The 23,753-nt window shown below is 68.1% G+C and carries 15 protein-coding genes; 7 read left to right on the top strand and 8 right to left on the bottom strand.

Annotated elements, in window-relative coordinates; all coding sequences use genetic code 11:
- The first annotated feature begins 40 nt into the window (after window positions 1–40).
- Window positions 41–3,511 carry a NahK/ErcS family hybrid sensor histidine kinase/response regulator gene (locus ABIE51_RS01675; RefSeq protein WP_192631987.1) on the top strand — a complete coding sequence of 1,157 codons (3,471 nt, stop codon included), beginning with the start codon at window positions 41–43 and terminating at the stop codon, window positions 3,509–3,511.
- A gap of 3 nt (window positions 3,512–3,514) precedes the next feature.
- Here ABIE51_RS01675 and ABIE51_RS01670 read toward each other — a convergent pair whose 3' ends face one another.
- The 3 genes from ABIE51_RS01670 to acs all read right to left on the bottom strand — a co-directional run bounded on the left by ABIE51_RS01670 (window position 3,515) and on the right by acs (window position 7,733).
- Window positions 3,515–4,843: a PQQ-dependent sugar dehydrogenase gene (locus ABIE51_RS01670; protein ID WP_192631986.1), complete on the bottom strand. Its 1,329-nt coding sequence runs from the start codon at window positions 4,841–4,843 to the stop codon at window positions 3,515–3,517.
- A gap of 112 nt (window positions 4,844–4,955) precedes the next feature.
- Window positions 4,956–5,624, bottom strand: coding sequence for a response regulator transcription factor (locus tag ABIE51_RS01665; RefSeq protein WP_115842771.1), 669 nt, complete (start codon window positions 5,622–5,624; stop codon window positions 4,956–4,958).
- 156 nt (window positions 5,625–5,780) lie between these two features.
- On the bottom strand, window positions 5,781–7,733 hold the full coding sequence (acs, locus tag ABIE51_RS01660; protein WP_192631985.1) for an acetate--CoA ligase: 1,953 nt from the start codon (window positions 7,731–7,733) through the stop codon (window positions 5,781–5,783).
- A 220-nt stretch (window positions 7,734–7,953) separates the two neighbouring features.
- On the opposite strand from acs, the gene ABIE51_RS01655 reads away from it, so the two are divergent.
- Both ABIE51_RS01655 and ABIE51_RS01650 read left to right on the top strand, forming a co-directional pair.
- Entirely contained in the window at window positions 7,954–9,423 is a 1,470-nt protein-coding gene (locus tag ABIE51_RS01655) for a DcaP family trimeric outer membrane transporter (RefSeq protein ID WP_192631984.1), read from the top strand.
- Between the two features lie 11 nt (window positions 9,424–9,434).
- Window positions 9,435–11,099 carry an MFS transporter gene (locus ABIE51_RS01650; protein WP_425482278.1) on the top strand — a complete coding sequence of 555 codons (1,665 nt, stop codon included), beginning with the start codon at window positions 9,435–9,437 and terminating at the stop codon, window positions 11,097–11,099.
- A gap of 229 nt (window positions 11,100–11,328) precedes the next feature.
- Here ABIE51_RS01650 and ABIE51_RS01645 read toward each other — a convergent pair whose 3' ends face one another.
- From ABIE51_RS01645 to ABIE51_RS01625, 5 genes are all read right to left on the bottom strand, one after another.
- Window positions 11,329–11,688, bottom strand: a complete 360-nt coding sequence (locus ABIE51_RS01645; RefSeq protein ID WP_192631983.1) for an MmcQ/YjbR family DNA-binding protein — start codon at window positions 11,686–11,688, stop codon at window positions 11,329–11,331.
- A gap of 113 nt (window positions 11,689–11,801) precedes the next feature.
- Window positions 11,802–15,488: an indolepyruvate ferredoxin oxidoreductase family protein gene (locus ABIE51_RS01640; protein WP_192631982.1), complete on the bottom strand. Its 3,687-nt coding sequence runs from the start codon at window positions 15,486–15,488 to the stop codon at window positions 11,802–11,804.
- Between the two features lie 207 nt (window positions 15,489–15,695).
- Window positions 15,696–16,829, bottom strand: coding sequence for an N-acetylglucosamine-6-phosphate deacetylase (gene nagA / locus ABIE51_RS01635; RefSeq protein WP_157028906.1), 1,134 nt, complete (start codon window positions 16,827–16,829; stop codon window positions 15,696–15,698).
- 8 nt (window positions 16,830–16,837) lie between these two features.
- Window positions 16,838–17,848, bottom strand: a complete 1,011-nt coding sequence (locus tag ABIE51_RS01630) for an SIS domain-containing protein (protein ID WP_192632564.1) — start codon at window positions 17,846–17,848, stop codon at window positions 16,838–16,840.
- A gap of 49 nt (window positions 17,849–17,897) precedes the next feature.
- Window positions 17,898–18,641 (bottom strand): GntR family transcriptional regulator, encoded by a 744-nt coding sequence (locus tag ABIE51_RS01625; protein WP_115842778.1) that lies wholly within the window; start codon window positions 18,639–18,641, stop codon window positions 17,898–17,900.
- A 296-nt stretch (window positions 18,642–18,937) separates the two neighbouring features.
- Between ABIE51_RS01625 and zwf the strand changes: the two genes are divergently transcribed.
- Genes zwf through eda form a run of 4 tightly spaced genes read left to right on the top strand, consistent with a single transcriptional unit; the run spans window position 18,938 to window position 23,661 of the window.
- Entirely contained in the window at window positions 18,938–20,407 is a 1,470-nt protein-coding gene (zwf, locus tag ABIE51_RS01620; protein ID WP_425477945.1) for a glucose-6-phosphate dehydrogenase, read from the top strand.
- Window positions 20,408–20,411: 4 nt separating this feature from the next.
- A complete protein-coding gene (gene pgl, locus ABIE51_RS01615; protein ID WP_115842780.1) occupies window positions 20,412–21,161 on the top strand; it encodes a 6-phosphogluconolactonase in 750 nt (249 codons plus the stop codon).
- A gap of 8 nt (window positions 21,162–21,169) precedes the next feature.
- Window positions 21,170–22,996 (top strand): phosphogluconate dehydratase, encoded by a 1,827-nt coding sequence (gene edd, locus ABIE51_RS01610; RefSeq protein WP_192631981.1) that lies wholly within the window; start codon window positions 21,170–21,172, stop codon window positions 22,994–22,996.
- A gap of 38 nt (window positions 22,997–23,034) precedes the next feature.
- Entirely contained in the window at window positions 23,035–23,661 is a 627-nt protein-coding gene (gene eda / locus ABIE51_RS01605; protein ID WP_115842782.1) for a bifunctional 4-hydroxy-2-oxoglutarate aldolase/2-dehydro-3-deoxy-phosphogluconate aldolase, read from the top strand.
- Window positions 23,662–23,753 lie beyond the last annotated feature (92 nt).

Raw genomic sequence — 23,753 nt, 5'->3', positions numbered from 1 at the left:
CGATTTACACTCGACCCATGTTCCAAGGGCGAGGCGTCACGTGATCCCAGGCTGGATCCTGCTGCTGGTGTCGGCGGCCTACGTCGGCGTGCTGTTCGCGGTGGCCTATTTCGGCGACCAGCGCGAGACCACGCCCCGCGCGCGCTGGCTGCGGCCGGCGGTGTACTCGCTGGCGCTGGCGGTGTACTGCTCGTCGTGGACGTTCTACGGCGCGGTCGGCACGGCGGCACGGACGGGACTGGGGTTCCTGCCGATCTACCTCGGCCCGTTGCTGATGCTCGTCTTCGGCTGGCGCATCCTCGAACGCCTGGTGCTGATTTCCGGCGAGCACCGCATCGTCTCCATCGCCGACTTCCTCTCCTCGCGCTACGGCCGCGCGCCGGGCCTGGCGGCGCTGGTGGCGGCGGTCGCGCTGACCGCCGCCGTGCCGTACGTCGCACTGCAGTTCAAGGCGGTGGCGATGAGCGTGGAGGTGCTGGCCGACGTGCGCGGCGATGCCGGGATGCTGTCGGACCCGGCGTTCTACGTGGCGATGATGCTGGCCGCGTTCGCGATCCTGTTCGGCACGCGCCAGATCGACGCCACCGAACACCATCGCGGCATGGTACTCGCCATTGCGCTGGAATCTCTGGTGAAGCTGCTTGCCTTCGTCGCGATCGGCCTGTTTGCGCTCGCGCACCTGCCCGGCACCGGCAACCTGGTCGAACGCATGGTGCAGGCGGCGCCGGTGGTCACCGCGCAGGGGGTGCCGACGGGCTTCGTCGCGCAGACGCTGCTGGCGTTCACGGCGATCGTCTGCCTCCCGCGCCAGTTCCACGTCGCCGTCGTCGAATGCCAGGACCCGGCCGACCTGCGATCGGCGCGCTGGTTCTTCGGCGGGTATCTCGTGCTGATTTCGCTGCTCGTGGTGCCGATCACGCTCGCGGGGCAGTCGTTGCTCGCCGGCACCGGCGCGTCGCCGGACACCTACGTGCTCGCGTTGCCGCTCGCGTTGCAGCACGAAACGCTCGCGCTGATCGTGTACATCGGCGGCTTCTCCGCGGCGACGGGCATGGTGATCGTCGCCAGCGTCGCGCTGTCGACCATGGTCAGCAACGACCTGATCATGCCGCTGCTGCTGCGCAGTGGCGCGCTGCACGAAAGCCAGGGCATCGACAAGCAGGTGCTGTGGGTGCGCCGCATCACCATCTTCGTGCTGGCGATGATGGCCTACGGCTACCACCGCGGCTCGGCGTACTACGGCGCCGGCGAGGACACGCTCGCGCAGCACGGCCTGCTCGCGTTCGCGGCGGTCGCGCAGTTCGCGCCGGCCCTGATCGGGGGCCTGTACTGGCGTGGCGCGAGCCGCGCCGGCGCCTTCGCGGGGCTGTTCGCCGGCACGGTGCTGTGGCTCTACACCTTGCTGCTGCCGGCGCTCGCGCGCGGCGGCTGGCTTGCGACCGGGTGGATCGAGCGCGGGCCGCTCGGCGTGGACTGGTTGCGACCGGAACAGCTGTTCGGCCTGCACGGCTGGGACCCGCTCACGCACGGCACCTTCTGGGCGCTGCTGTTCAACGTCGGCGTGTTCCTGTTCGTCTCGGTGCGGCAGCGGCCGCGTTTGCAGGAACAACTGCTCGCCGCGCCGTTCCTCGATCCCTACGTGCAGCGTCCGGCGCTCGGTCCCGGCGGCTGGGCCGGCAGCGTGCGCGGCGGCGAACTGCTGGCGCTGGCCGAACGCATCGTCGGCGAACGCCATGCCCGTCGCGCCTTCGAGGAATACGCGCACCAGCAGGGCCGTACGTGGCAGCCAGAGCAGCCTGCCGACCGCGCACTCGCGCAGTTCACCGAACGCCTGCTCGCCTCGGCGATCGGCGCCGCGTCGGCGCGCCTCACGCTCACCACCGCGCTGCGCGGCTCGGGCATGGAACTGGGCGAAGTGGTGGCGCTGCTCGACGAGGCGAACCAGGAGCTGCGCTTCAACCGCCAGATCCTCTCCACCACGCTGGAGAACATCAGCCAGGGCGTCAGCGTCGTCGATGCGGAGATGCGCCTGGTCGCGTGGAATCGCCGTTACCAGGAGCTGTTCGAGTACCCCGACGGCATGCTCTACGTCGGCCGCCCCGTAAGCGACCTGATCCGCTGGAACGCCGAGCGCGGTGAGATGGGTTCCGGCCCGCTGAGCGAAGCGGAGGTCGAGGAGCAGGTGAGCCGCCGACTCGCGCACCTTCGCGCCGGCGCGCCGCACGTGTTCGAACGCGTGCGCGCGAACGGACAGGTGATCGAAATGCGCGGCCGCCCGCTGCCGGGCGGCTACGTCACCACGTACTCCGACGTGACCGATTACAAGCGCGCCGAACAGGGCCTGCGCGAAGTGAACGAAACGCTGGAGCAGCGTGTCGAACTGCGCACGCGTGAAGCCGAGGCCGCGCAGCAGTCGAAGACGCGCTTCCTCGCGGCGATCAGCCACGACGTGCTGCAACCGCTCAACGCCGCGCGCCTGTTCGCGAGCGCGTTGCGCGAGACCAGCGACACGACCGAGCAGGCGCGCCTGGCCGAACGCGTTGACGCCTCGCTTCGCGCCGCCGAAGACCTGCTCGACGGACTGCTCGACATCTCGCGCCTCGACGCCGGCGCGCTGCGCATCGCGATCACCGACTTCGACGTCAACGAACTGCTGCGTGAGCTCGTCGCGCAGTACGCGCCGGTCGCCGCCGCGCGCGGATTGCAGCTGCGCGTGCGCGCGCCCGACACGCCGCGCCCCGTGCGCAGCGACCGCCGCCTGCTGCGTCGCGCATTGCAGAACTTCCTCGCGAACGCGCTTCGCTACACGCGCGAAGGCGGCGTGCTGATCGCGGCGCGCGTGCGTGACGGCGCCGTCGAACTGCAGGTGTGGGACACCGGGCCCGGCATCTCGAAACACCACCTGGAGCAGATCTTCGACGAGTTCCGCCGCTTCGATACGTCCGCGAGCGCGGGCGAACGCGGCCTTGGCCTCGGCCTGTCGATCTGCCAGCGCATCGCGCGCACGCTGGAACATCCGCTACGCGTGCGTTCGCGAGTGAACGTCGGCAGCGTGTTCTCGATCACCGTGCCCTTCGGACGCGCGATGTACGCCGCACCGTTGCCGGCGCCGCACCTGATGATGGGTGGCGATTCGCTCGCCGGCCTGCGCGTGCTGTGCGTGGACAACGATCGCGAGATCCTGGACGGCATGCGCAGCCTGCTGCAGCGCTGGGGCGTGGTGCCGCTCACCGCGGCCAATGCCGATGAAGCGCTCGCCCTGCTGGATGAGATGCCTGACGTCGCGCTGGTCGATTACCACCTGCATGATCGACTCGACGGCCTCGGCGTGATCGACGAGTTGCGTGCGCACTACGCGCGCCCATTGCCGGCCGCCCTGTTGACCGGCGACGGCAGCGACGCGCTGAAGCTGGCTGCGCGCGAACATGATTGCCGCGTGCTCACCAAGCCGGTGAAGCCGGCGTCGCTGCGCGCGTTCCTCGCGGCGCAGCGGCAGGCCGCGCACGCGTGAACGTCAGGGCGCGGGCGCTGCGGCGCTGACGCGCCACACGGTGTTGCCGACGTCGTCGGCGACCAGCAGCGCGCCATCGCGCGCGATGGTGACGCCGACAGGTCGGCCGCGGGCATTGCGGTCGGCGTCGAGGAAGCCGCCGAGCACGTCGACCATCGAACCCGTCGGACGCCCGCCGCGAAACGGCACGAACACGACCTTGTAACCCGACAGCGGCTCGCGGTTCCACGAACCGTGCAGCCCGACGAACGCGCCGTCGGCGTAACCGTCGCCGAGCTCCTGCCCGGTCGCGAACGTCAGCCCGAGCGGCGCGACGTGCGATCCCAGCGCGAAATCCGGCACGCGCGTGGTGGCGACGAGCTCGGGCTTCTGCGGCTTCACGCGCGTGTCGACGTGCTGGCCCCAGTAGCTGTACGGCCAGCCGTAGAACGCACCGGCATCCACGCGCGTGAGGTAATCAGGCACCAGGTCGTTGCCGAGTTCGTCGCGCTCGTTGACCACCGCCCACAGCGAACCGCTACCCGGTTCCCACGCGATGCCGACGGGGTTGCGCAATCCGCTCGCGAACACGCGTTGCGCGCCGGTCGCCGGATCGATCTCGAGGATGTTGGCGCGATTGACCTCGGCCTCCATGCCGTTGTCGGCAATGTTGCTGTTGGAGCCCACGCCGACGAACAGACGCTTTCCATCCGGCGATGCGACGAGGCTCTTCGTCCAGTGATGGTTGAGCTGGTCACCCGCGCCGGGCAGATCGACGACCTTCTGCGGTGCCGCGCCCGCCTTCAGCTCGCCCGCGACGTAGGGAAATTTCACGATCGAATCGGCGTTCGCGACGAACAGCGTGTCGCCAACCAACGCCATGCCGAAGGGCGAGGTGAGGTTCTGCGCAAATACGCTGCGCACCTCGGCGACGCCATCGCCGTCGGCATCGCGCAGCAGCGTGATGCGGTTGGCGCTGGGCACGCCGGAGCCGGCCTTCTTCATCACCGCGCCCATGATCTTGCCCTTGATGCCCTTGATGCCGCGCTTGCCCGGCGGTGCGTTGCTCTCGGCGACGAGCACGTCGCCGTTGGGCAGCACGTACAACCAGCGCGGATGATCCAGGCCGTTGGCGAAGGCCTTCACGGCGAGCCCTGCGGCCGGCGTGGGCGTATCGACGCCGTTCCAGCCGACGGCAGGTGCGATCTTCAGGACAGGTATGGCAGACGTCTCGGGCGGCACGATCTCGGGCTTCGCGCCGGTGTCCTGTCCTTCGCGCAGTTTCGCCTGGCCGCCGCAGGCGCACAGCGCGACGGCGACTGCGATGACGATCGATCTGGACGCGACATTCACAAGGCCGGCTCCGCTGCGGAATGCACGCAGCAGTACGCCGGGCGGCGTGGAACAGGCGTGATCGGTGAACCCACCGTTCAGTCCGGTGCGTTCGGCGGTCCGTCTGCAGCCGTCAGTCGGCCTCTTCGGGCGGCGGCACGATCGCGCCGGGATCCAGCGCGAGGCGGCCGGCGATGAGCACCGCCTGCGTGCGGTTGCTCGCGCCGAGCTTGCGGAGGATTGCCGTGACGTGCGCCTTCACCGTCGCTTCCGACACGCCGAGCTCGTAGCCGATCTGCTTGTTGAGCAGTCCGGCGCCGAGCATCTGCAACACGCGGAACTGCTGCGGCGTGAGATCGCGCAGGCGCTGCGCGGCATCGTGCTCGTCGGCGTGCGCAGCCGGTGCGGACAACGCGCTCGAAGGCGCCCAGCGATCACCGTCGAGCACGCGCGTGATCGCCTCGCCCAGCGTCGCGGCATCGGCGGATTTGGGAATGAAGCCGACCGCGCCGTGATCGAGCGCGCGCCGCATCACCGTGGGTTCCTCGCGCGCGGAGACGACGACGATGGGCAGCTGCGGATGCAGCGCGCGCAGGTGCACCAGCGCGCTGAAGCCTTGTGCGCCCGGCATGTTGAGGTCGAGCAGCAGCAGGTCGGCGTCCGGCTCGGCTTCCACGAGCGTGTACAGCGCCTCGACGCTGTCGGCCTCGCGCAGCTGCGCGTCCGGCAGCACGCGCGCGACCGCGCCGCGCAGGGCTTCGCGGAAGAGCGGGTGGTCGTCGGCGATGAGGAGCGTGGGCATGGGACTGGGGGCTCGTCATTCCCGCGCGGGCGGGAATCCAAGTGTCAGATGCGATTCCGCCCTTCGACGGGAGTGACCGCGGGTTGAGCTGGATCCCCGCCTTCGCGGGGATGACGCATGGTGCAGTGGAGCAGGTGAAGGTTCGCGGATCGCCTTCTACGGCACGCGCCGCTCGCGCACGAGCGACTCGACCACCGCCGGATCGGCAAGCGTGCTCGTGTCGCCGAGCTGGTCCGGCGCGTTCTCGGCGATCTTGCGCAGGATGCGGCGCATGATCTTGCCCGAACGCGTCTTCGGCAGGCCCGGCGCCCACTGCAGGTGGTCGGGCGTGGCGATCGGCCCGATCTCCTTGCGCACGTGCGCGACGAGTTCCTTGTGCAGCTCGTCGGTCGGCGCCTCGCCGGCGATCAGCGTCACGTAGGCGTAGATGCCCTGCCCCTTGATGTCGTGCGGGAAGCCGACGACCGCGGCTTCGGCCACCTTGGGATGCGACACCAGCGCGCTTTCGACTTCCGCCGTGCCGATGCGATGGCCCGAGACGTTGATGACGTCGTCCACGCGGCCGGTGATCCAGTAATAGCCGTCGGCGTCGCGACGGCAACCGTCGCCGGTGAAGTAGGTGCCCGGGTACGTGCGGAAGTACGTGTCGATGAAACGCGCGTGGTCGCCGTACACGGTGCGCATCTGGCCCGGCCAGGAATCGAGCAGCACCAGGTTGCCTTCGGCCTCGCCTTCGAGCCGGCCGCCGTTCGCATCGACCAGCGCCGGCTGGATGCCGAAGAAGGGCTTGGTCGCCGACCCGGGCTTGAGGTCGATCGCACCCGCGAGCGGCGTGATGAGGATGCCGCCGGTTTCGGTCTGCCACCACGTGTCGACGATGGGCGAACGCGAATCGCCGACGACCTCGTAGTACCAGCGCCACGCCTCGGGATTGATCGGTTCGCCGACGGTGCCGAGCAGTCGAAGCGACGCGCGCGAAGTCTTCTTCACCGGCTCGTCGCCATCGCGCATCAGCGCGCGGATCGCGGTCGGTGCGGTGTAGAACAGCGTGACCTGGTGCTTGTCGATCACTTCCCAGAAGCGCGACACGGTCGGGTAGTTCGGCACGCCTTCGAACACCAGCGCGGTCGCGCCGTTGGCGAGCGGGCCGTAGACGATGTAGCTGTGCCCGGTGACCCAGCCGACGTCGGCGGTGCACCAATAGACGTCGTCCTCGCGCAGGTCGAAGACGACTTCATGCGTGTAGCTCGCATAGACGAGGTAGCCGCCGGTCGTGTGCAGCACGCCCTTCGGCTTGCCGGTCGAACCGGAGGTGTAGAGGATGAAGAGCGGATCTTCCGCGTTCATGCGCTCGGGCGCGCATTGCGTCGGTTGCTCGTCGATGACAGCGTCGTACCAGCGGTCGCGCGGCATCTGCATGTCAACCGCCGAACCGGTGTGGCGCACGACGAGTACGGTCTCCACGGTGTTGGTGCCGCCCAGCTTCAGCGCGGCATCGACGTTCGCCTTCAGCGGCACCTTCTTGCCGCCGCGCAGGCCTTCATCAGCGGTGATGATGAGCTTGCTCTGGCAGTCGGCGACGCGATCGGCGATGGACTGCGGCGCGAAGCCGCCGAAGACCACCGAATGGATCGCGCCGACACGCGCACAGGCAAGCATCGCGACGACCGCTTCCGGGATCATCGGCAGGTAGATCGTGACGCGATCGCCCTTGCGCACGCCGAGCGAACGCAGCGCGTTGGCGAGCTTGCACACGCGCGCATGCAGTTCGCGATAGGTGATGCGTTCGGCCGGCTGCGAGGGATCGTCGTGCTCGAAGATCAGCGCGGTCTTGTCGCCGCGCTTGTCCAGGTGGCGGTCGAGGCAGTTCACGCTCGCGTTGAGCTCGCCGTCCTCGTACCAGCGGATGCGGAAATCGGCGAGGTCGTAGCTGACGTCCTTGATCTTCGTCGGCTTGGTGAACCAGTCGAGCCGGTCGGCGACCTTGCCCCAGAAGCCCGCCGGATCGTTCACCGATTCGGCGTACTGGCGCTCGTAGTCCTCGCGCGTCACGCGCGCGTTCGCGGCGAAGTCCGGATCGATCGGATAGACGGCGGCGGGGTGGTTCATGGCGGGCTCCGGAACGGCTTGGCGGAAGGCATTCGGCCGTCGAGGACGGTCGGAACGTCCAGTGTGCCGCATTAGCTGTCGGGCCTCATCCGAGCCGGTTTAGACGATGGTCGTAGTCGCGTCCGCTTACGACCAATGGGGAATGGTTGTGCAGCGCGATGGCGCCGCAGGCTCGGGAAATGTCGGGCATCCGGTCCGGCGTTTTCCGTGGGAGGGAATCATGTCCGCAAGCATTGCCTCGACGTCGAAGGCCGCGACCGTGCGTCGCCGCCCGCTCGCCGCCGCATTGCTCATCGCGCTCGCGCTGCCGGGGGTAGCCTTCGCGCAGACCGCGAAGGAGAAGGAGCTGGAAGCGCGCGTCGCCCAGCTCGAAGCGATGGTCCAGCAATTGGTGGCTCAACAGCAGCAGCAACAGACCCAGATCAGCGAAGTGAAGACGGCCCAGGCCACCGCGCCTGCCGCACCCGCTGCGGCCGCGGCGCCCGCCACGGCCACTGCCGGCGCGCCGAAGGTCTCGCCGATCCAGGGCACGACGATCACGCCGACCGCCAATCCGAACTCGAAGTTCTACTACGGCGGCTTCATCAAGCTCGATGCGTCGGTCACTTCGACCAACGACGGCGACATTCCCGACGGCACCGTCGGCCGCCTGTTCTACGTGCCCAAGGCGATCCCGGTCGGCCAGGGCCATCTTCGCGAAGGCGGCACCGACACCGACATGGGCGCCAACTTCTCGCGCTTCTGGTTCGGCGTGGACAGCGATACCGACAACGGCGACAAGCTGAAGGCCTACCTGGAGTTCGACCTGTTCGGCGGCGGCAGCACGGCCTTCACCGGCAACGAGATCGCCACCAACACCTACGCGCTGACGCTGCGACAGGCGTACGTGCAGTGGAACAACTGGCTGGCCGGCCAGGCGTGGACGAACTTCCAGGACACCGCGGCGCTGCCGGACACGGTCGACTTCCTCGGCCCGACCGAAGGCACGGTATTCGTGCGCCAGGCGCAGTTGCGTTACACCAACGGCCCGTGGTCGTTCTCGATGGAGAACCCGGAAACGGTCTACACGCCGTTCAACGGCAACATGGCGCAGATCGCCGGCGACGACGGCCCGATGCCCGACCTCACCGCGCGCTACACGATGAAGGGCGACTGGGGCCACTTCGGCGTCGCCGGCCTGGTGCGCCAGCTGAAGTACCAGACCGCGGGCGTCGCGGCGACGCCGACCGCGCCGGCGCGTCCGGCGGTGGAAGACGACACCACCGGTTACGGCATCAGCGTGTCGGGCAAGTTCAACCTCGGCAAGAACGACGACATCCGCTACATGGTCACCGGCGGCAGCGGCATCGGCCGCTACATCGGCCTGGCGTTGAACAACGACGCCGTGCTCGATTCGACGGGCGATCTGGACAACATCGACGTCATCGCCGGCTTCGTCGGCTGGCGCCACGTGTTCAGTCCGAAGCTGCGCACGAACCTGTTCTACTCGCGCGCCGATTACGACCAGAACACGGACTTCACCGGCCTTGGCATCACCAAGGGCGCGCAGTCGGCGCACTTGAACCTGATCTACACGCCGCTTCCGAAGCTCGACCTCGGCGCGGAACTGATCTGGGGCCAGCGTGAACTCGAAAACGGCGACCGCGGCGAGCTCAACCGCCTGCAGACGCATGTGAAGTACAACTTCTAAGGGGCCAGATCGTGTCCACCATCACCGCAAATACGAAAGAGGGCACCCTCAGCCAGGGGCACAAGAAGGTCATCTTCGCCTCCAGCCTGGGCACCGTGTTCGAGTGGTACGACTTCTATCTGTACGGATCGCTCGCGGCGATCATCGCCAAGCAGTTCTTCAGCGGATTGAACGAAACCAGCGCCTTCATCTTCGCGCTGCTCGCCTTCGCCGCCGGCTTCGCGGTGCGTCCGTTCGGCGCGATCGTGTTCGGTCGCCTCGGCGACATGATCGGTCGCAAGTACACGTTCCTGGTCACCATCGTGATCATGGGCCTGTCGACGTTCCTGGTCGGCATCCTGCCCAACTACGCGTCGATCGGTTTCGCCGCACCGGCGATCCTGATCATCCTGCGATTGCTGCAGGGCCTGGCGCTGGGTGGTGAGTACGGCGGCGCGGCGACCTACGTGGCCGAACACGCACCGCACGGCAAGCGCGGCCTGTACACGAGCTTCATCCAGACCACCGCGACGATCGGCCTGTTCCTGTCGCTGCTGGTGATCCTGGGCGTGCGCACGTACCTGGGCACCGAAGCGTTCGAGGCGTGGGGCTGGCGCATTCCGTTCCTGCTGTCGATCGTGCTGCTCGGCGTGTCGGTGTGGATCCGCATGCAGCTCAACGAGTCGCCGCTGTTCCAGCAGATGAAGGCCGAAGGCAAGCAGTCCAAGGCGCCGATCACCGAAAGCTTCTTCACGAAGAACGGCAAGATCGTGCTGCTCGCGCTGCTGGGCGCCACCGCCGGCCAGGCCGTCGTCTGGTACGCGGGCCAGTTCTATGCGATGTACTTCCTGACGCAGTCGTTGAAGGTCGATGCGACGACGACATGGCTGCTCATCGCCGCGGCACTGGCGATCGGCACGCCGTTCTTCATCGTGTTCGGCTGGCTCAGCGACAGGATCGGCCGCAAGAAGATCATCATGGCCGGCTGCCTCATCGCGGCGCTCACCTACTTCCCGCTGTTCAAGGCGCTCACGCACTACGCCAACCCGGCCATCGCCGAGGCCAGCGCCAACGCGCCGGCCGTGGTGCACGCCGATCCGCGCACGTGCTCGTTCCAGTTCGACCCGGTGGGCAAGAAGGTCTTCACCAACTCGTGCGACATCGCCACTGCGGCGCTGGCGAAGGCGGGCATTCCGTACACGATCCAGGCGGCGCCCGCGGGCAGCCTCGCGCGCGTGACGGTGGGCGACGTCGAAGTGCAGAGCTTCGAAGGCGCGGGACTGTCGAAGGACGACAGCAAGGCCAAGGGCGAGGCATTCACGGGTGAGCTGAAGAAGGCGCTGACGGCTGGCGGTTATCCCGAGAAGGCTGATCCGGAGCGCATCAACAAGCCGATGGTGCTGTTGATCCTGGTGATCCTGGTGCTCTACGTGACGATGGTCTACGGCCCGATCGCTGCATGGCTGGTCGAGCTGTTCCCCACGCGCATCCGCTACACCTCGATGTCGCTGCCGTACCACATCGGCAACGGCTGGTTCGGCGGCTTCCTGCCGACGATCGCCTTCGCGCTGGTCGCGGCCACGGGCAACATGTACTACGGCCTGTGGTATCCGATCATCATCGCGCTGATGACCTTCGTGATCGGCTCGCTGTTCCTGCGCGAGACGAAGGACGTGGACATCACGCAGTACGACTGATCGATGCTTGATGGTGTGATGCGACAACGCCGGCCTTGCGCCGGCGTTGTCGTTTTTGGTGATTGCAGCTTGATTGCGCTTCGCTTGTTGCTGTCATTCCCGCGAAGGCGGGAATCCATCTCGCAGAAGCATCATTTTCGGGACGGCGTGATACATCGGACAGTTGGATTCCCGCCTTCGCGGGAATGACGGCAGGAAAAGCGCGCTGCACTCGTGAGCGCCGCAAGCGTCACTCGCCAACCAGCTCCCGCCTCCGCTTCCCGCTCAACAAACCCAGCGCGCGCCCGTACGACCACGTCACCAGTTCGCGCAGGTAATCCTCCGGCATGCGGCGCACGTCGACGACCGTCACCCAGTACCAGCGACCCATCCAGCGCGCCGGCTTGATGCCGGGCTGGTCGGTGAGTTCGACGAAGCGTTCGGGCGTGACGCGGATGCTGAAACGCCAGCGCTCCGGCTCGCTCGTCTTGAAGTACGCGAAGGTCTTTCCGCCGACCGAATAGACGAGGATGTTCGACGGTTCGCCATGCAGCACGTCCTTCGCCGCGGGGAAGGAAGCGCAGTAGCGTTTGAGGCGCGCGGTATCCATCCGCGCATTGTCGCGCGTGCTGCTGACAGCGCGTTGTCAGCAGAGGACGCACTCACGAAAAACCCCGCCGGAGCGGGGTTCGTCGATTCACGCTTGCACGTTAGCGCAGCCCATCAAGCCACCTTCACGATCCGCAGCGGGTTGCTCCATTCCTTCAGCAGCTCCGCCTCGCGCTCCTTGGCCTTGTGCAGGTGCGCTTCCTTGACGTGGCCGTAGCCGCGGATGTGTTCCGGGATGCTCGCGATTTCCGCCGCGAGGTCCACGTTCGAACGATCCAGCTTGCCGAGCAGGCCTTCCACCGTGCGGAAGTAGTCCTCGATCAGCTGGCGCTCCATCCTGCGCTCCTCGGTCTTGCCGAAGATGTCGAACGTGCCGCCGCGCAGGAAGCGCAGCTTCGCGAGCCACTTGAACGCGGTGAACACCCACGGGCCGAATTCCTGCTTGATCAGGCGGCCCTGCGCGTCCTTCTTCGCCAGCAGCGGCGGGGCAAGATGGAACTTCAGCTTGTAGTCGCCATCGAACTGCTGCTCCAGGCGGCGCTGGAATTCGCCGCTAGTGTACAGGCGCGCGACTTCGTACTCGTCCTTGTAGGCCATCAGCTTGAACGCATAACGCGCGACGGCCTCGGTCAGGTCGGTCGTGCCGGCGACGTTGCGCTCGGCGGCGTGCACTCGCGCGACGAGGTCGTTGTAGCGCTTGGCATAGGCCGCGTCCTGGTAGTCGGTGAGGAACTTGACGCGACGCTCGACGATTTCGTCCAGCGAACGCGACAGGCGCTCGTCGTCCAGCGGCATGAAGGCCACGTTGTCGCCGCCATGGGCCGGCACGTGGCGCAGTTCGTCCTCGCGACGCGTCGTGCGTGGTGCGGAGGTGGCGCCCCACTCGTTGCCTTCCCACGCGCCCGGCGACAGCATCGGCAGCGCGCCCGGCGTCGCTTCGGCGAGCGTCGGCGCGTTGCGGATCAGGCCCGCCGCTTCCATCACGGCGTTGGGATCGATCACCGCCAGGCGGCCCCACGCGAACGCGGTCTTGTTCATTTCGATGGCCGCGCCATTGAGCTCGATGGCGCGCATCAGCGACTCCATCGAGAGCGGCACCAGGCCGTGCTGCCACGCGTAGCCGAGGATGAACAGGTTCGTCGCGATCGCGTCGCCCATCAGCGCGGTGGCCAGCTGCGTCGCATCGACGACATGCGGATCATGGCCGCCGAGCGCGACCTTCACCGCCGAGATGATGTCGGCCGCGGGGAACTGCATGTCCGGACGCGTGGTGAACGTGCCGGGCATCGCTTCATAACTGTTGAGCACGACGTTCGAACGGCCCGCGCGCACCTTCGACAGCGCCCAGTAATCGTTGACGACCACCATGTCGCAGCCGAGCACGAGGTCGGCTTCGCCCGCGGCGATGCGGACGGCGTGGATGTCGTCCGGCGTGCGCGCGATGCGGATGTGCGTGGTCACCGCGCCGCCCTTCTGCGCCAGGCCGGTCTGGTCGAGCACCGTCGCACCCTTGCCTTCCAGGTGGCCGGCCATGCCGAGCAGCGCACCGATCGTCACCACGCCCGTGCCGCCGACGCCGGTGATGAGGATGTTCCAGGGCTGCGAGAGGTCGCTGGCGATCTTCGGCATCGGAAGATCGGCAAGACGATCCTTCGCGGAAGAACCCTTCTTCTTGCGCAGGCCGCCGCCTTCCACCGTCACGAAGCTCGGGCAGAAGCCGTTGACGCAGCTGTAGTCCTTGTTGCAGTTGCTCTGGTCGATCTCGCGCTTGCGGCCGAACTCGGTTTCCTTCGGCAGCACCGAGACGCAAAACGACTTCTTGCCGCAATCGCCGCAGCCTTCGCACACGAGCGAATTGACCATCACGCGCTTCTGCGGATCGACCATCTTGCCGCGCTTGCGGCGACGACGCTTCTCGGTCGCGCAGGTCTGGTCGTAGATGAGGACCGACGTGCCCTTGGTCTCGCGCAGGCGCTTCTGGATGGCATCGAGTTCCTTGCGGTCATGGAATTCCATGTCGCCGGGGAAGATCTCGCGCTTGCTCCACTTCGCGATGTCGTCGGACACCAGGATGATCGTCTGCACGCCTTCGCTGCGCACCTGGTGCGCGATCTGCGGCACCGACAGCGTGCCGTCGACGGGCTGGCCGCCGGTCATCGCGACCGCGTCGTTGTAGAGGATCTTGTAGGTGATGTTCACGCCGGTGGCGACCGACTGGCGGATCGCCAGCGAGCCGGAGTGGAAGTACGTGCCATCGCCGAGGTTCTGGAACACGTGCGGCGTATCGGTGAACGGCGCCTGCCCCGACCACGTCACGCCTTCGCCGCCCATGTGCGTGAAGGTGTCGGTGCTGCGGTCCATCCACGTGACCATGTAGTGGCAGCCGATGCCGCCCAGCGCGCGCGAACCTTCCGGCACGACGGTCGAGGTGTTGTGCGGACAGCCCGAGCAGTAGTGCGGCACGCGCGGGAACACGGCGCGCGGCAGGGCGAGTTCGGATTCCTTCTCGGCCATCCACGCCATGACGTTGCGGATGTGCTCGGAATCGTGGAAGCGCTGGATACGGCGGCCGATGACGCCGGCGATGGTGGCCGGCGTGAGTTCGCCGGTCGAGGGCAGGATCCATTCGCCGTTCTCGTCGTACTTGCCGACGATGGAGGGGCGCTGGCCGCTCCAGTTGTACATGTACTCCTTCATCTGGCGCTCGATGAAGGCGCGCTTTTCCTCGACGACGACGATGTCCTCCAGGCCCTGCGCGAAACGCGTGATGCCCACCGGCTCCAGCGGCCAGGTCATGCCGACCTTGTAGACACGGATGCCGAGGTCGGCGCAGGCCTGCTCGTCCAGGCCGAGGTATTCCAGCGCCTGCAGCACGTCGAGGTACGACTTGCCGGTGGTCACGATGCCCAGTCGCGCACGCGGCGAGTCGATCACGACGCGATCGATGCCGTTGGCGCGCGCGAACGCCTGCGCGGCCTTCACCGCGTACTTGTGCAGGCGCATTTCCTGGTTCATCGGCGGGTCGGGCCAGCGGATGTTGAGCCCGCCTTCCGGCATCTCGAAGTCTTCCGGCAGCACGATGCGCGTGGCCATCGGATCGACGTCGACGGAGGCCGACGATTCCACCGTTTCGGCGATCGTCTTGAAGCCCACCCAGCGGCCGGTGTAACGCGACATCGCCCAGCCGACCAGGCCCATGTCGAGGATGTCCTGCACGCCGGCCGGGTTGAGGATCGGCATCATCGCGCTGACGAATTCGTCTTCCGAACCGTGCGGCAGCGTCGAGGAACGGCAGGCATGGTCGTCGGCCGCGAGCGCGAGCACGCCGCCGTACTGCGAGGTGCCGGCGGCGTTGGCGTGCTTGAACACGTCGCCGGTGCGGTCCACGCCCGGGCCCTTGCCGTACCACATGCCGTACACGCCCTGCACTTTCGCGCCGGGGAACAGGTTGGTCTGCTGCGTGCCCCAGACCATCGTCGCGCCGAGGTCCTCGTTGAGGCCCGGAGTGAACTTCACGCCGGCGTTCTCGAGGAACTTGCGCGCGCGCCACAGCTCCAGGTCGAAACCGCCCAGCGGCGAGCCGCGATAGCCGGAAATGAAACCGCCGGTGTTCAGGCCCGCGGCTTCGTCGCGCAGGCGCTGCATCAGCGGCAGGCGCACCAGCGCCTGCACGCCGGACAGGTAGATGCGTCCCTTCTCGCGGCTGTACTTGTGCTCCAGCGAGTAGTCGGTGTCGAGCACCGAGTTGGTGAGCGCGGTGTTCGCCGAGGACGGCGAGCTGAGTTCGGCGGTGCTGGTCATGCGTGGCTCCGGCGCGATGGGGGTCGCGGGGGTGGCTGCGGACGCCCGGCATCACGCCTCACGGCACGTGGCCGCGAGGTCGGAATCCCGAGCAAAGACTCGGAATTGTAGCAGTTGGGCACGCTTCGACCGCCCGGCGGGTGCCGGGAAGGGTCCGGAGGTGACGCGGGGCGCCCTGTTCAGGCTTAACGCCGCTCCGGCTTTCGCCTATTCGCCGGCGATCCAGGTGCCTTGCACGTCCAGGGCGTCGTCCAGCACCACGAGGTCGGCGCGATAACCCGGGGCGATGCGCCCGAGCTCGCCGCCCAGGCCGATGAACTGCGCCGGGTACTGCGAGGCCATGCGGCAGGCTTCGTCGAGCGGCAGGCCCAGGCGCTGCACGGTGTTGCGCACGGCCGAGGCCATGTCGAGCGCCGACCCGGCGAGCGTGCCGTCAGCGGTCGTGCACTGGCCGTCGCGGCAGATCATCTCCACGCCATAGAGCGAGAACGCCTCGCGCTCGCCGCCGACGGGCGGCATGGCGTCGGTGACCAGCATCATCTTCCCGCGCGGGCGTGCGTTGATGGCAACGCGCAGCGACGCATCGTGCACGTGGTAGCCGTCGACGATGAGGCCGCACCACGCGTCGGGGTTTTCCAGCGCCGCACCGACCGCGCCGGGCTCGCGCGAATTCATCGGCGTCATCGCGTTGAACAGGTGCGTGATGCCGGTGATGCCGTTGGCGAAACCGTCGCGCAGCTGCTCGTATGTGGCCGCGGTATGACCGGCGGCGATGATGACGCCGCGTTCGGCCAGCGCGCGCAGCGTGGCCGCTTCGAAACGCTCCGGCGCGAGCGTCACGAGCGTCACGCCGTCCTTGCCCAGCGAGGCGACGAGGTCAAGCTCGGCCGCGTCGGGCGTGTGGAACTTCGACGGATCGTGCACGCCCTTGCGCGCGGCGTTGAGGTACGGCCCTTCCAGGTGCACGCCGAGCACGCCCGGCACGCGTTGCGCGATCGCCTCGCGCGTGGCGTCGATCGCCCGACGCATCACGTCGACGTCGTCGCTGATCAGCGTCGGCAGCATGCCGGTCGTGCCGTACTTGCGGTGCGCGCTGGCGATGCGGCGCAGGCCGTCGGCGGTGGGCTCGTCGTTGAACAGCACGTCGCCGCCACCGTTCACCTGCGTGTCGATGAAGCCGGGCACGAGATAACGGCCGGCGAGGTCGACCACCTGCGCGCCCTTCGGCGGCTCGCCCGGCACGACGGCGACGATGTGGCCGTCCTCGACAAGCACGCTGACGTTCGTCTCGAAGCCGTTGTCGGTGAGGATGCGGCCGTTGGTGAAGGCGATGGTGGTCATGGTGATCGTCAAACCGTCTCGGTGACCTTGTTCAGATGCGGCGGCACGTCCGGGTTGTGGCCGCGCGCGACGGCCAGCGCGTTCACCGCCTTGTAGAAACACTGCACGGTGAGGAGCGGCGTGCACGCCGGATGCGGCGAGGCTGGCATCGGCAGCACGTCCGGTCCCTGCGCGCCGGGCAGCGCGATCCAGACCGGCGCGCCGCGCTGGTGGAATTCCTCGGCGACCGACATCGTGCTGCTGCACGTGTCGTCGTCCTGCGCGAAGGCGAGCACCGGGAAGCCCGGCCCCACGATCGCCATCGGTCCGTGCTTCACCTCGGCCGAGGAGAACGCCTCGGCGTGCAGGCCGCAGGTTTCCTTGAACTTCAACGCGGCTTCCTGCGCCGCGCCGAGGCCGAGGCCGCGGCCGACGACGAAGAGATTCCGCGCGTCCTTCAAACCATCGACGAGCGGCGACCAGTCCATCTTCCACGCCTCGCGCAGCGCGGCGGGCAGCGCGTCGACGGCGGCGAGCAGCTTCGCGTCGCCGCTCCAGCGCGCGGCCAGCTGCAGCAGCGCGGCCAGCGAGCACAGGTAGCTCTTCGTCGCCGCGACGCTCTTTTCCGGGCCGGCGCGCAGCGGGATCACGGTGTCGGCGATCTGCGCCAGCGGCGAATCCTCGACATTCACCAGCGCGACGACCAGCGCACCGGCGGCGCGCGCGATTTCCGCGTTGCGCACCAGGTCCGGGCTCTTGCCCGACTGCGAGATCGCGACGAACAGTGCACCCTTCAGGTGCGGACGCACCGCGTACACCGAGCCGACCGATGGCGACGCGGACGCGGTCACCAGGCCGAGCGTGGTTTCGAACAGGTACTTGCCGTAGGTCGCGGCGTGATCGGAACTGCCGCGCGCGCAGGTGACGATGAACGCCGGCGGCTGCGCCTTCAGGCGCTGCACCAGCGCGTCGATGATCGGCGCATTGGCTTCGAACTGTCGCGCGACGGCGTCGGCGGTTTCGGCCGCTTCGGCGTGCATCCGCGTGTCGGTGGCGACGAGTGCGCTCTGGTTCGGATCGCTCAAGGGATTACTCGCTCTGGAGTTCGGCGACGAAGTCGTACGCATCGCCGCGGTAGAAGGATCGGGTGTATTCGACGACGCGACCGTCGTCGAGGAAGGTGCGGCGTTCGATGAACAGGCCGGGGCTGCCTTCGGGCAGGTTCATCAGCCGTGCCTGTTCGGCGTCGAATGCGATCGCGCGCAATCGCTGCAGCGCGCGGGTCGGGCGCAGGCCCATTTTCTGGAAGGTTTCGTACAGCGAATTCTCGACCAGTGAAGGATCGGCCAGCACGGTCTGCGGCACCACGGTGCGCTCCAGCGCGAGCGCCATGTCGTCGGCGATGCGCAGGCGGTAATAGCGCACGACCTGCGCGCCGGGCGACAGGTTCAGCGCCATCGCCTCGTCCGGCGTGACCTCGCCGACGCCGCGTTCGATGAAGCGCGATTTGGGATCCAGCCCGCGCGCGCGCAGGTCGTCGGTGAAGCTGGTCAGCTTGGAGAACGACTTGACGATGCGCTCGGAAACGAACGTGCCCGAGCCCTGGCGCTGCATCAGCAGGCCGTCGGCGACGAGGCCGGAAATGGCCTTGCGGACCGTCACGCGGGACAGGTCGAGCAGCTTGGTCAGCTCGCGCTCGCTGGGCAGCGCCTGGCCCGGCGTGAGTTCGCCGTTCTCGATGGCGTGCTGGAGCGTCCGGCGCAGGTGCTGATAGGCCGGGGCGCGTCGCGCGTCAGCCTGGCGGCGGAACTCGTTGACCAGATAGTCCTGCATCGGGGGAGAATACCAGTCAGATACCAGTTCGGGCAAACCGGGCCAGGTGGCGATGGGCCGGCATGGCCGCCCCGTCTACGACGAAAGTCGCATCACCCGTCCGAATCCGGGGTCAAGCGCCCGATTTCGCGCGCACGTAACCCCAAGTCGCTGAAATTGTTGGACAGGAGCGGGAAAACGGCGCCCGCCCGGGCCTGCGTCCGGCCTTGTCCGGCGGGTTTGCACCAGTGGTATCTGACTGGTATCTTCACTGGTATGCCTGTGGTCTTCAAAACCTCATTCCGCTGGAGCGCTCCGTGACCGCCCCCATCGCGCCGATGGCGCCTTTCGACCTGATCATCTTCGGCGGCACGGGCGACCTGGCCCTGCGCAAACTGCTGCCGGCCCTGTTCCATCGCTACGTCGACGGCCAGATCGTCGCGGGCACGCGCATCTTCGGCCTGGCGCGCGACAGCCAGACCGACGAGGCCTATCGCGAGCGCGTCCGCGAGGCGCTGCAGAAGCACCTCGCCTTCGACATGCGTGCGCCGTCGATGCTGGAGCCTTTCCTCCAGTTGCTGTCGTACCGCCGCATCGACCTGCAGGCGGAAGACGGCTGGGGCGAACTCGCCGCCGAGCTGGCTGACGAATCGCGCGTCCGCGTGTTCTACCTCGCCGTCGGCCCCGACCTGTTCGGCAGCGTCGGCGCGAAGCTGCAGGCGCACGGACTGACCGGCGCCAACACGCGCGTCGTCGTCGAAAAGCCCATCGGCCACGATCGCGCCAGCGCCGCGGCGATCAACGATGCGCTCGGCCAGGTGTTCGCCGAATCGCAGATCTATCGAATCGACCATTACCTGGGCAAGGAAACCGTCCAGAACCTCACGGCGCTGCGCTTCGGCAACGCGCTGTTCGAGCCGCTGTGGCGCGCCGAGCACATCGACCACGTGCAGATCACCGTGGCCGAGACCGTCGGCCTGGAACGCCGCGCGAGCTACTACGACAAGTCGGGCGCGCTGCGCGACATGGTGCAGAACCACATGTTGCAGCTGCTGTGCCTGGTCGCGATGGAACCGCCGTCCTCGCTCGCCGCCGACGCGATCCGCGACGAGAAGCTCAAGGTGCTGCATTCGCTCAAGCCCATCGCCGACGGCGCGACCTCGCACCTCACCGTGCGCGGCCAGTACCGCGCCGGTGCGGTCGAAGGCCGCCCGGTGCCGGGTTATCTCGAAGAGCTCGGCACCAACACCTCGCGCACCGAAACCTTCGTCGCGCTGAAGGCCGAAGTCAGCAACTGGCGCTGGGCCGGCGTGCCGTTCTACCTGCGCACGGGCAAGCGGCTGGCCGATCGCATGTCGGAAATCGTGCTGACGTTCCGCAAGGTGCCGCATTCGATCTTCGGCGACGAACCGGTCGCGCAGAACCAGCTGGTGATCCGCCTGCAGCCCGACGAAGGCGTGAAGCTGTGGATCGTCAACAAGATCCCTGGCCCCGGTGGGCTGCGCCTGCGCCGCGTGCCGATGGACCTGAGCTTCGCCGAGACCTTCGGCGGGCGTCAGCCCGAAGCGTACGAGCGCCTGCTGATGGACGTCGTGCGCGGCAATCCGATGCTGTTCATGCGTCGCGACGAAGTGGAAGCGGCGTGGTCGTGGATCGATCCGATCCTCGCCGCGTGGCAGTCGAGCAACGAATCACCCAAGGCATACACCGCGGGCAGCTGGGGTCCCAGCGCGGCCGTGGCCCTGATCGAACGCGACGGAAGGACGTGGCATGAGGATGCGGTCTAACACCATGCCCTTCAAATCCGCACTGACGGAGCGATTGACCGTGCTGACACCCGATCCGTTGCCCGTGCGCGAGCATCTGTTCGACGACAAGGCGCAGCTCGCCACCGCGCTCGCGAAAGCCGTCGCCGCCGATCTGCGCGGCGCGATCGCGCGCCGTGGCGCGGCGCGACTGGCCGTATCCGGCGGCACCACGCCGCGCGCGTTCCTGACCGAACTGTCGAAGCAGACGCTCGACTGGGCGCACGTGACGGTGGTGCCGGTGGACGATCGCTGGGTCGCGCCGGACCATCCGCGCTCGAACGAGCGGCTGCTGCGCGAAACGCTCTTCCAGGGCGCTGCGGCGCAGGCAACGCTGCTGCCGCTGCGTCGTCCCACGGCGACGCCGGAAGCCGCGCTGCTGCCGGTGCTGACGCAGGTGGCGAACGAAGCGCTGCCGCTGGACGTCGTCGTGCTCGGCATGGGCGACGACGGCCACGTCGCGTCGCTATTCCCCGACCTGGTGCGTCGCGACATCGGCCTGCAACCGCGCGGTCGCGCGCCGGTGCTCGCCATCCGCACGGCATCGCAGCCCGAGCCGCGCATGACGCTCACGCTCAGCGCGATCTTCACCGCGCCGTCGCTGTACCTGCATATCGAAGGCGCGAAGAAGCGCGAAGTCCTCGACAACGCCGCGCGCGATCCGCGTTCGACGTTGCCGATCCGTTCGGTGCTGTCCGGCGCGCCGGCCGCACCGATGCTGTACTGGAGTCCGTAGACACGATCATGTCGAACCTGCATCCCGTCCTCGCCGAGGTCACGCAGCGCATCCGCACGCGCAGCGCCGACCGACGCGCCGCGTACCTGGCGCGCATCGACGCCGCCTGCGGTCGCGGCCCGCACCGCGCGACGCTGTCGTGCGGCAACCTCGCCCACGGTTTCGCCGCGTGCGGCACCGACAAGGCCGCGCTGCGCGGCGGCGTGTCGCCGAACATCGCGATCGTCAACGCGTACAACGACATGCTGTCCGCGCACCAGCCGCTGGAGCGCTTTCCGTTCCTGATCAAGAACGCCGCGCGCAACGTCGGCGCGACCGCGCAGGTTGCAGGCGGCGTGCCGGCGATGTGCGACGGCGTGACGCAGGGCCGCGCGGGCATGGAGCTGTCGCTGTTCTCGCGCGAGGTGATCGCGCTGTCCACCGCCGTTTCGCTGTCGCACGACATGTTCGACGCCGCGCTCTACCTGGGCGTGTGCGACAAGATCGTGCCTGGCCTGCTGATCGGCGCACTGAGCTTCGGCCATCTGCCGGCGATCTTCGTGCCCGCCGGGCCGATGACGTCGGGCCTGCCGAACGACGAGAAATCCCGCGTCCGCCAGCGTTATGCCGTCGGCGAAGCCACGCGCGAGGAACTGCTGGAAGCCGAGGCGCAGAGCTACCACGGCCCGGGCACGTGCACGTTCTACGGCACGGCCAATTCCAACCAGATGCTGATGGAGCTGATGGGCCTGCACCTGCCGGGTTCGAGCTTCGTCAATCCCGACAACCCGCTGCGCGATGCGCTCACCGCCGAGGCCGCGCGACGCGCCGCGGAGATCACCGCACTCGGTGACGATTACCGTCCCGTCGGCCGCATCATCGACGAGCGCGCGATCGTCAACGGCGTCGTCGGGCTGCATGCGACCGGCGGTTCGACGAACCACCTGCTGCATCTCATCGCGATCGCCGCGGCCGCGGGCATCGAACTGCGCCTTGAGGACTTCGACGCGCTGTCGTCGATCGTCCCGCTGCTGGCGCGCGTGTATCCGAACGGCAGCGCCGACGTGAACCATTTCCACGCGGCCGGCGGCCTGGGTTTCATGATCGGCGAACTGCTCGACGCGGGCCTGCTGCATGGCGACGTCGAAACCATCGCCGGCCCGGGCCTTGCGCGTTATCGCGTCGAAGCGCGCCTCGCGCCGGAACAGCGCATCGAATACGTGCCGGCCACCGGACGCAGTGGCGATCCCACGGTCCTGCGTCCGGTGGCCGAGCCGTTCCGTCCCGACGGCGGCCTGCGCGTGCTGCACGGCCCGCTCGGCACGGCGGCAATCAAGGTCTCCGCGGTGCCGGAGGATCGCTGGGTCATCGAAGCGCCGGCGCGCGTGTTCTCCGACCAGACGCAGGTGAAAGGCGCGTTCGATCGCGGCGAACTCGATCGCGATGTCGTCGTGGTGGTGCGATTCCAGGGCCCGCACGCGAACGGCATGCCGGAACTGCACCAGCTCACGCCGACGCTCACCGTGCTGCAGAAGCGCGGCCATCGCGTCGCGCTGGTGACCGACGGCCGCATGTCCGGCGCGTCGGGCCAGGTGCCGGCGGCGATCCACGTCAGCCCCGAAGCGGCGGTGGGCGGCCCGCTGGCGAAGGTGCGCGATGGCGACATCGTGCGCGTGGATGCCGTGGCGGGAACGCTGCAGGTGCACGTGCCTGCAGAGGAATGGGATACGCGCGAGAACGCGACGACGGACCTCACGCCCAGCCACTTCGGCATGGGACGCGAGCTGTTCGCGGTGTTCCGCAACGCGGCGGCGCCGGCGCACATGGGCGGCGGGATCTTCAACCCGGTCGCCTGACGCCCTGGCTACAGAAACAGTTTCATTCGGAGAACAAGATGGGCCTGCTCGAATCCGTACTGCACGTTGCGCCGGTGATGCCGGTTGTGGTGATCGAAGATGCCAAGCACGCGGTGTCGCTTGCGCGCGCGCTCGTGGCCGGCGGCATTCCCGCCATCGAGATCACGCTGCGCACCCGCGCCGCACTCGACGCGGTGCGCGCTATCGCCAATGAAGTCGACGGCGCGATCGTCGGCGTCGGCACCGTGCGCAAGCCGCAGGATCTGAAGGACGCCGAGGCGGCCGGCGCACGCTTCGCGGTCTCGCCCGGTTCGACGCCGGACCTGATCGCCGCCGCGAAGGATTCCGCGCTGCCGTGGCTGCCGGGTGCCGGCACGGCGAGCGAGGCGATGACGCTGTCCGAGCACGGTTTCATCTTCCAGAAATTCTTCCCGGCCGAAGCCGCAGGCGGCGCGCCTGCTCTGCGCTCGCTGCACGGCCCGCTGCCGGAGATCCGCTTCTGCGCGACCGGCGGCATCGGCGCGCACAACGCGCGCGATTACCTGGCCACCCCTAACGTCGCCTGCGTCGGCGGCTCGTGGCTGACGCCGTCGCGCCTGGTCGCGGCGGGCGAATGGGGCGCGATCGAAGCGCTCGCGCGCGCGGCGACGCTGCTTCGGGCGTAAGTGCTCTGCTGCGCTTCCTTCTCCCTTCGGGAGAAGGTGCCCGAAGGGCGGATGAGGGGCAACGGAGCGGCAAGGCAGAACCGTAGTGCGGT

This window comes from Lysobacter sp. OAE881 (assembly GCF_040546665.1).
GTDB classification, from domain to species: Bacteria; Pseudomonadota; Gammaproteobacteria; order Xanthomonadales; family Xanthomonadaceae; genus Lysobacter_J; species Lysobacter_J soli.
The sequence above is the reverse complement of the archived record's forward strand: the minus strand, read 5'-3'. Positions and strand labels throughout refer to the sequence as shown.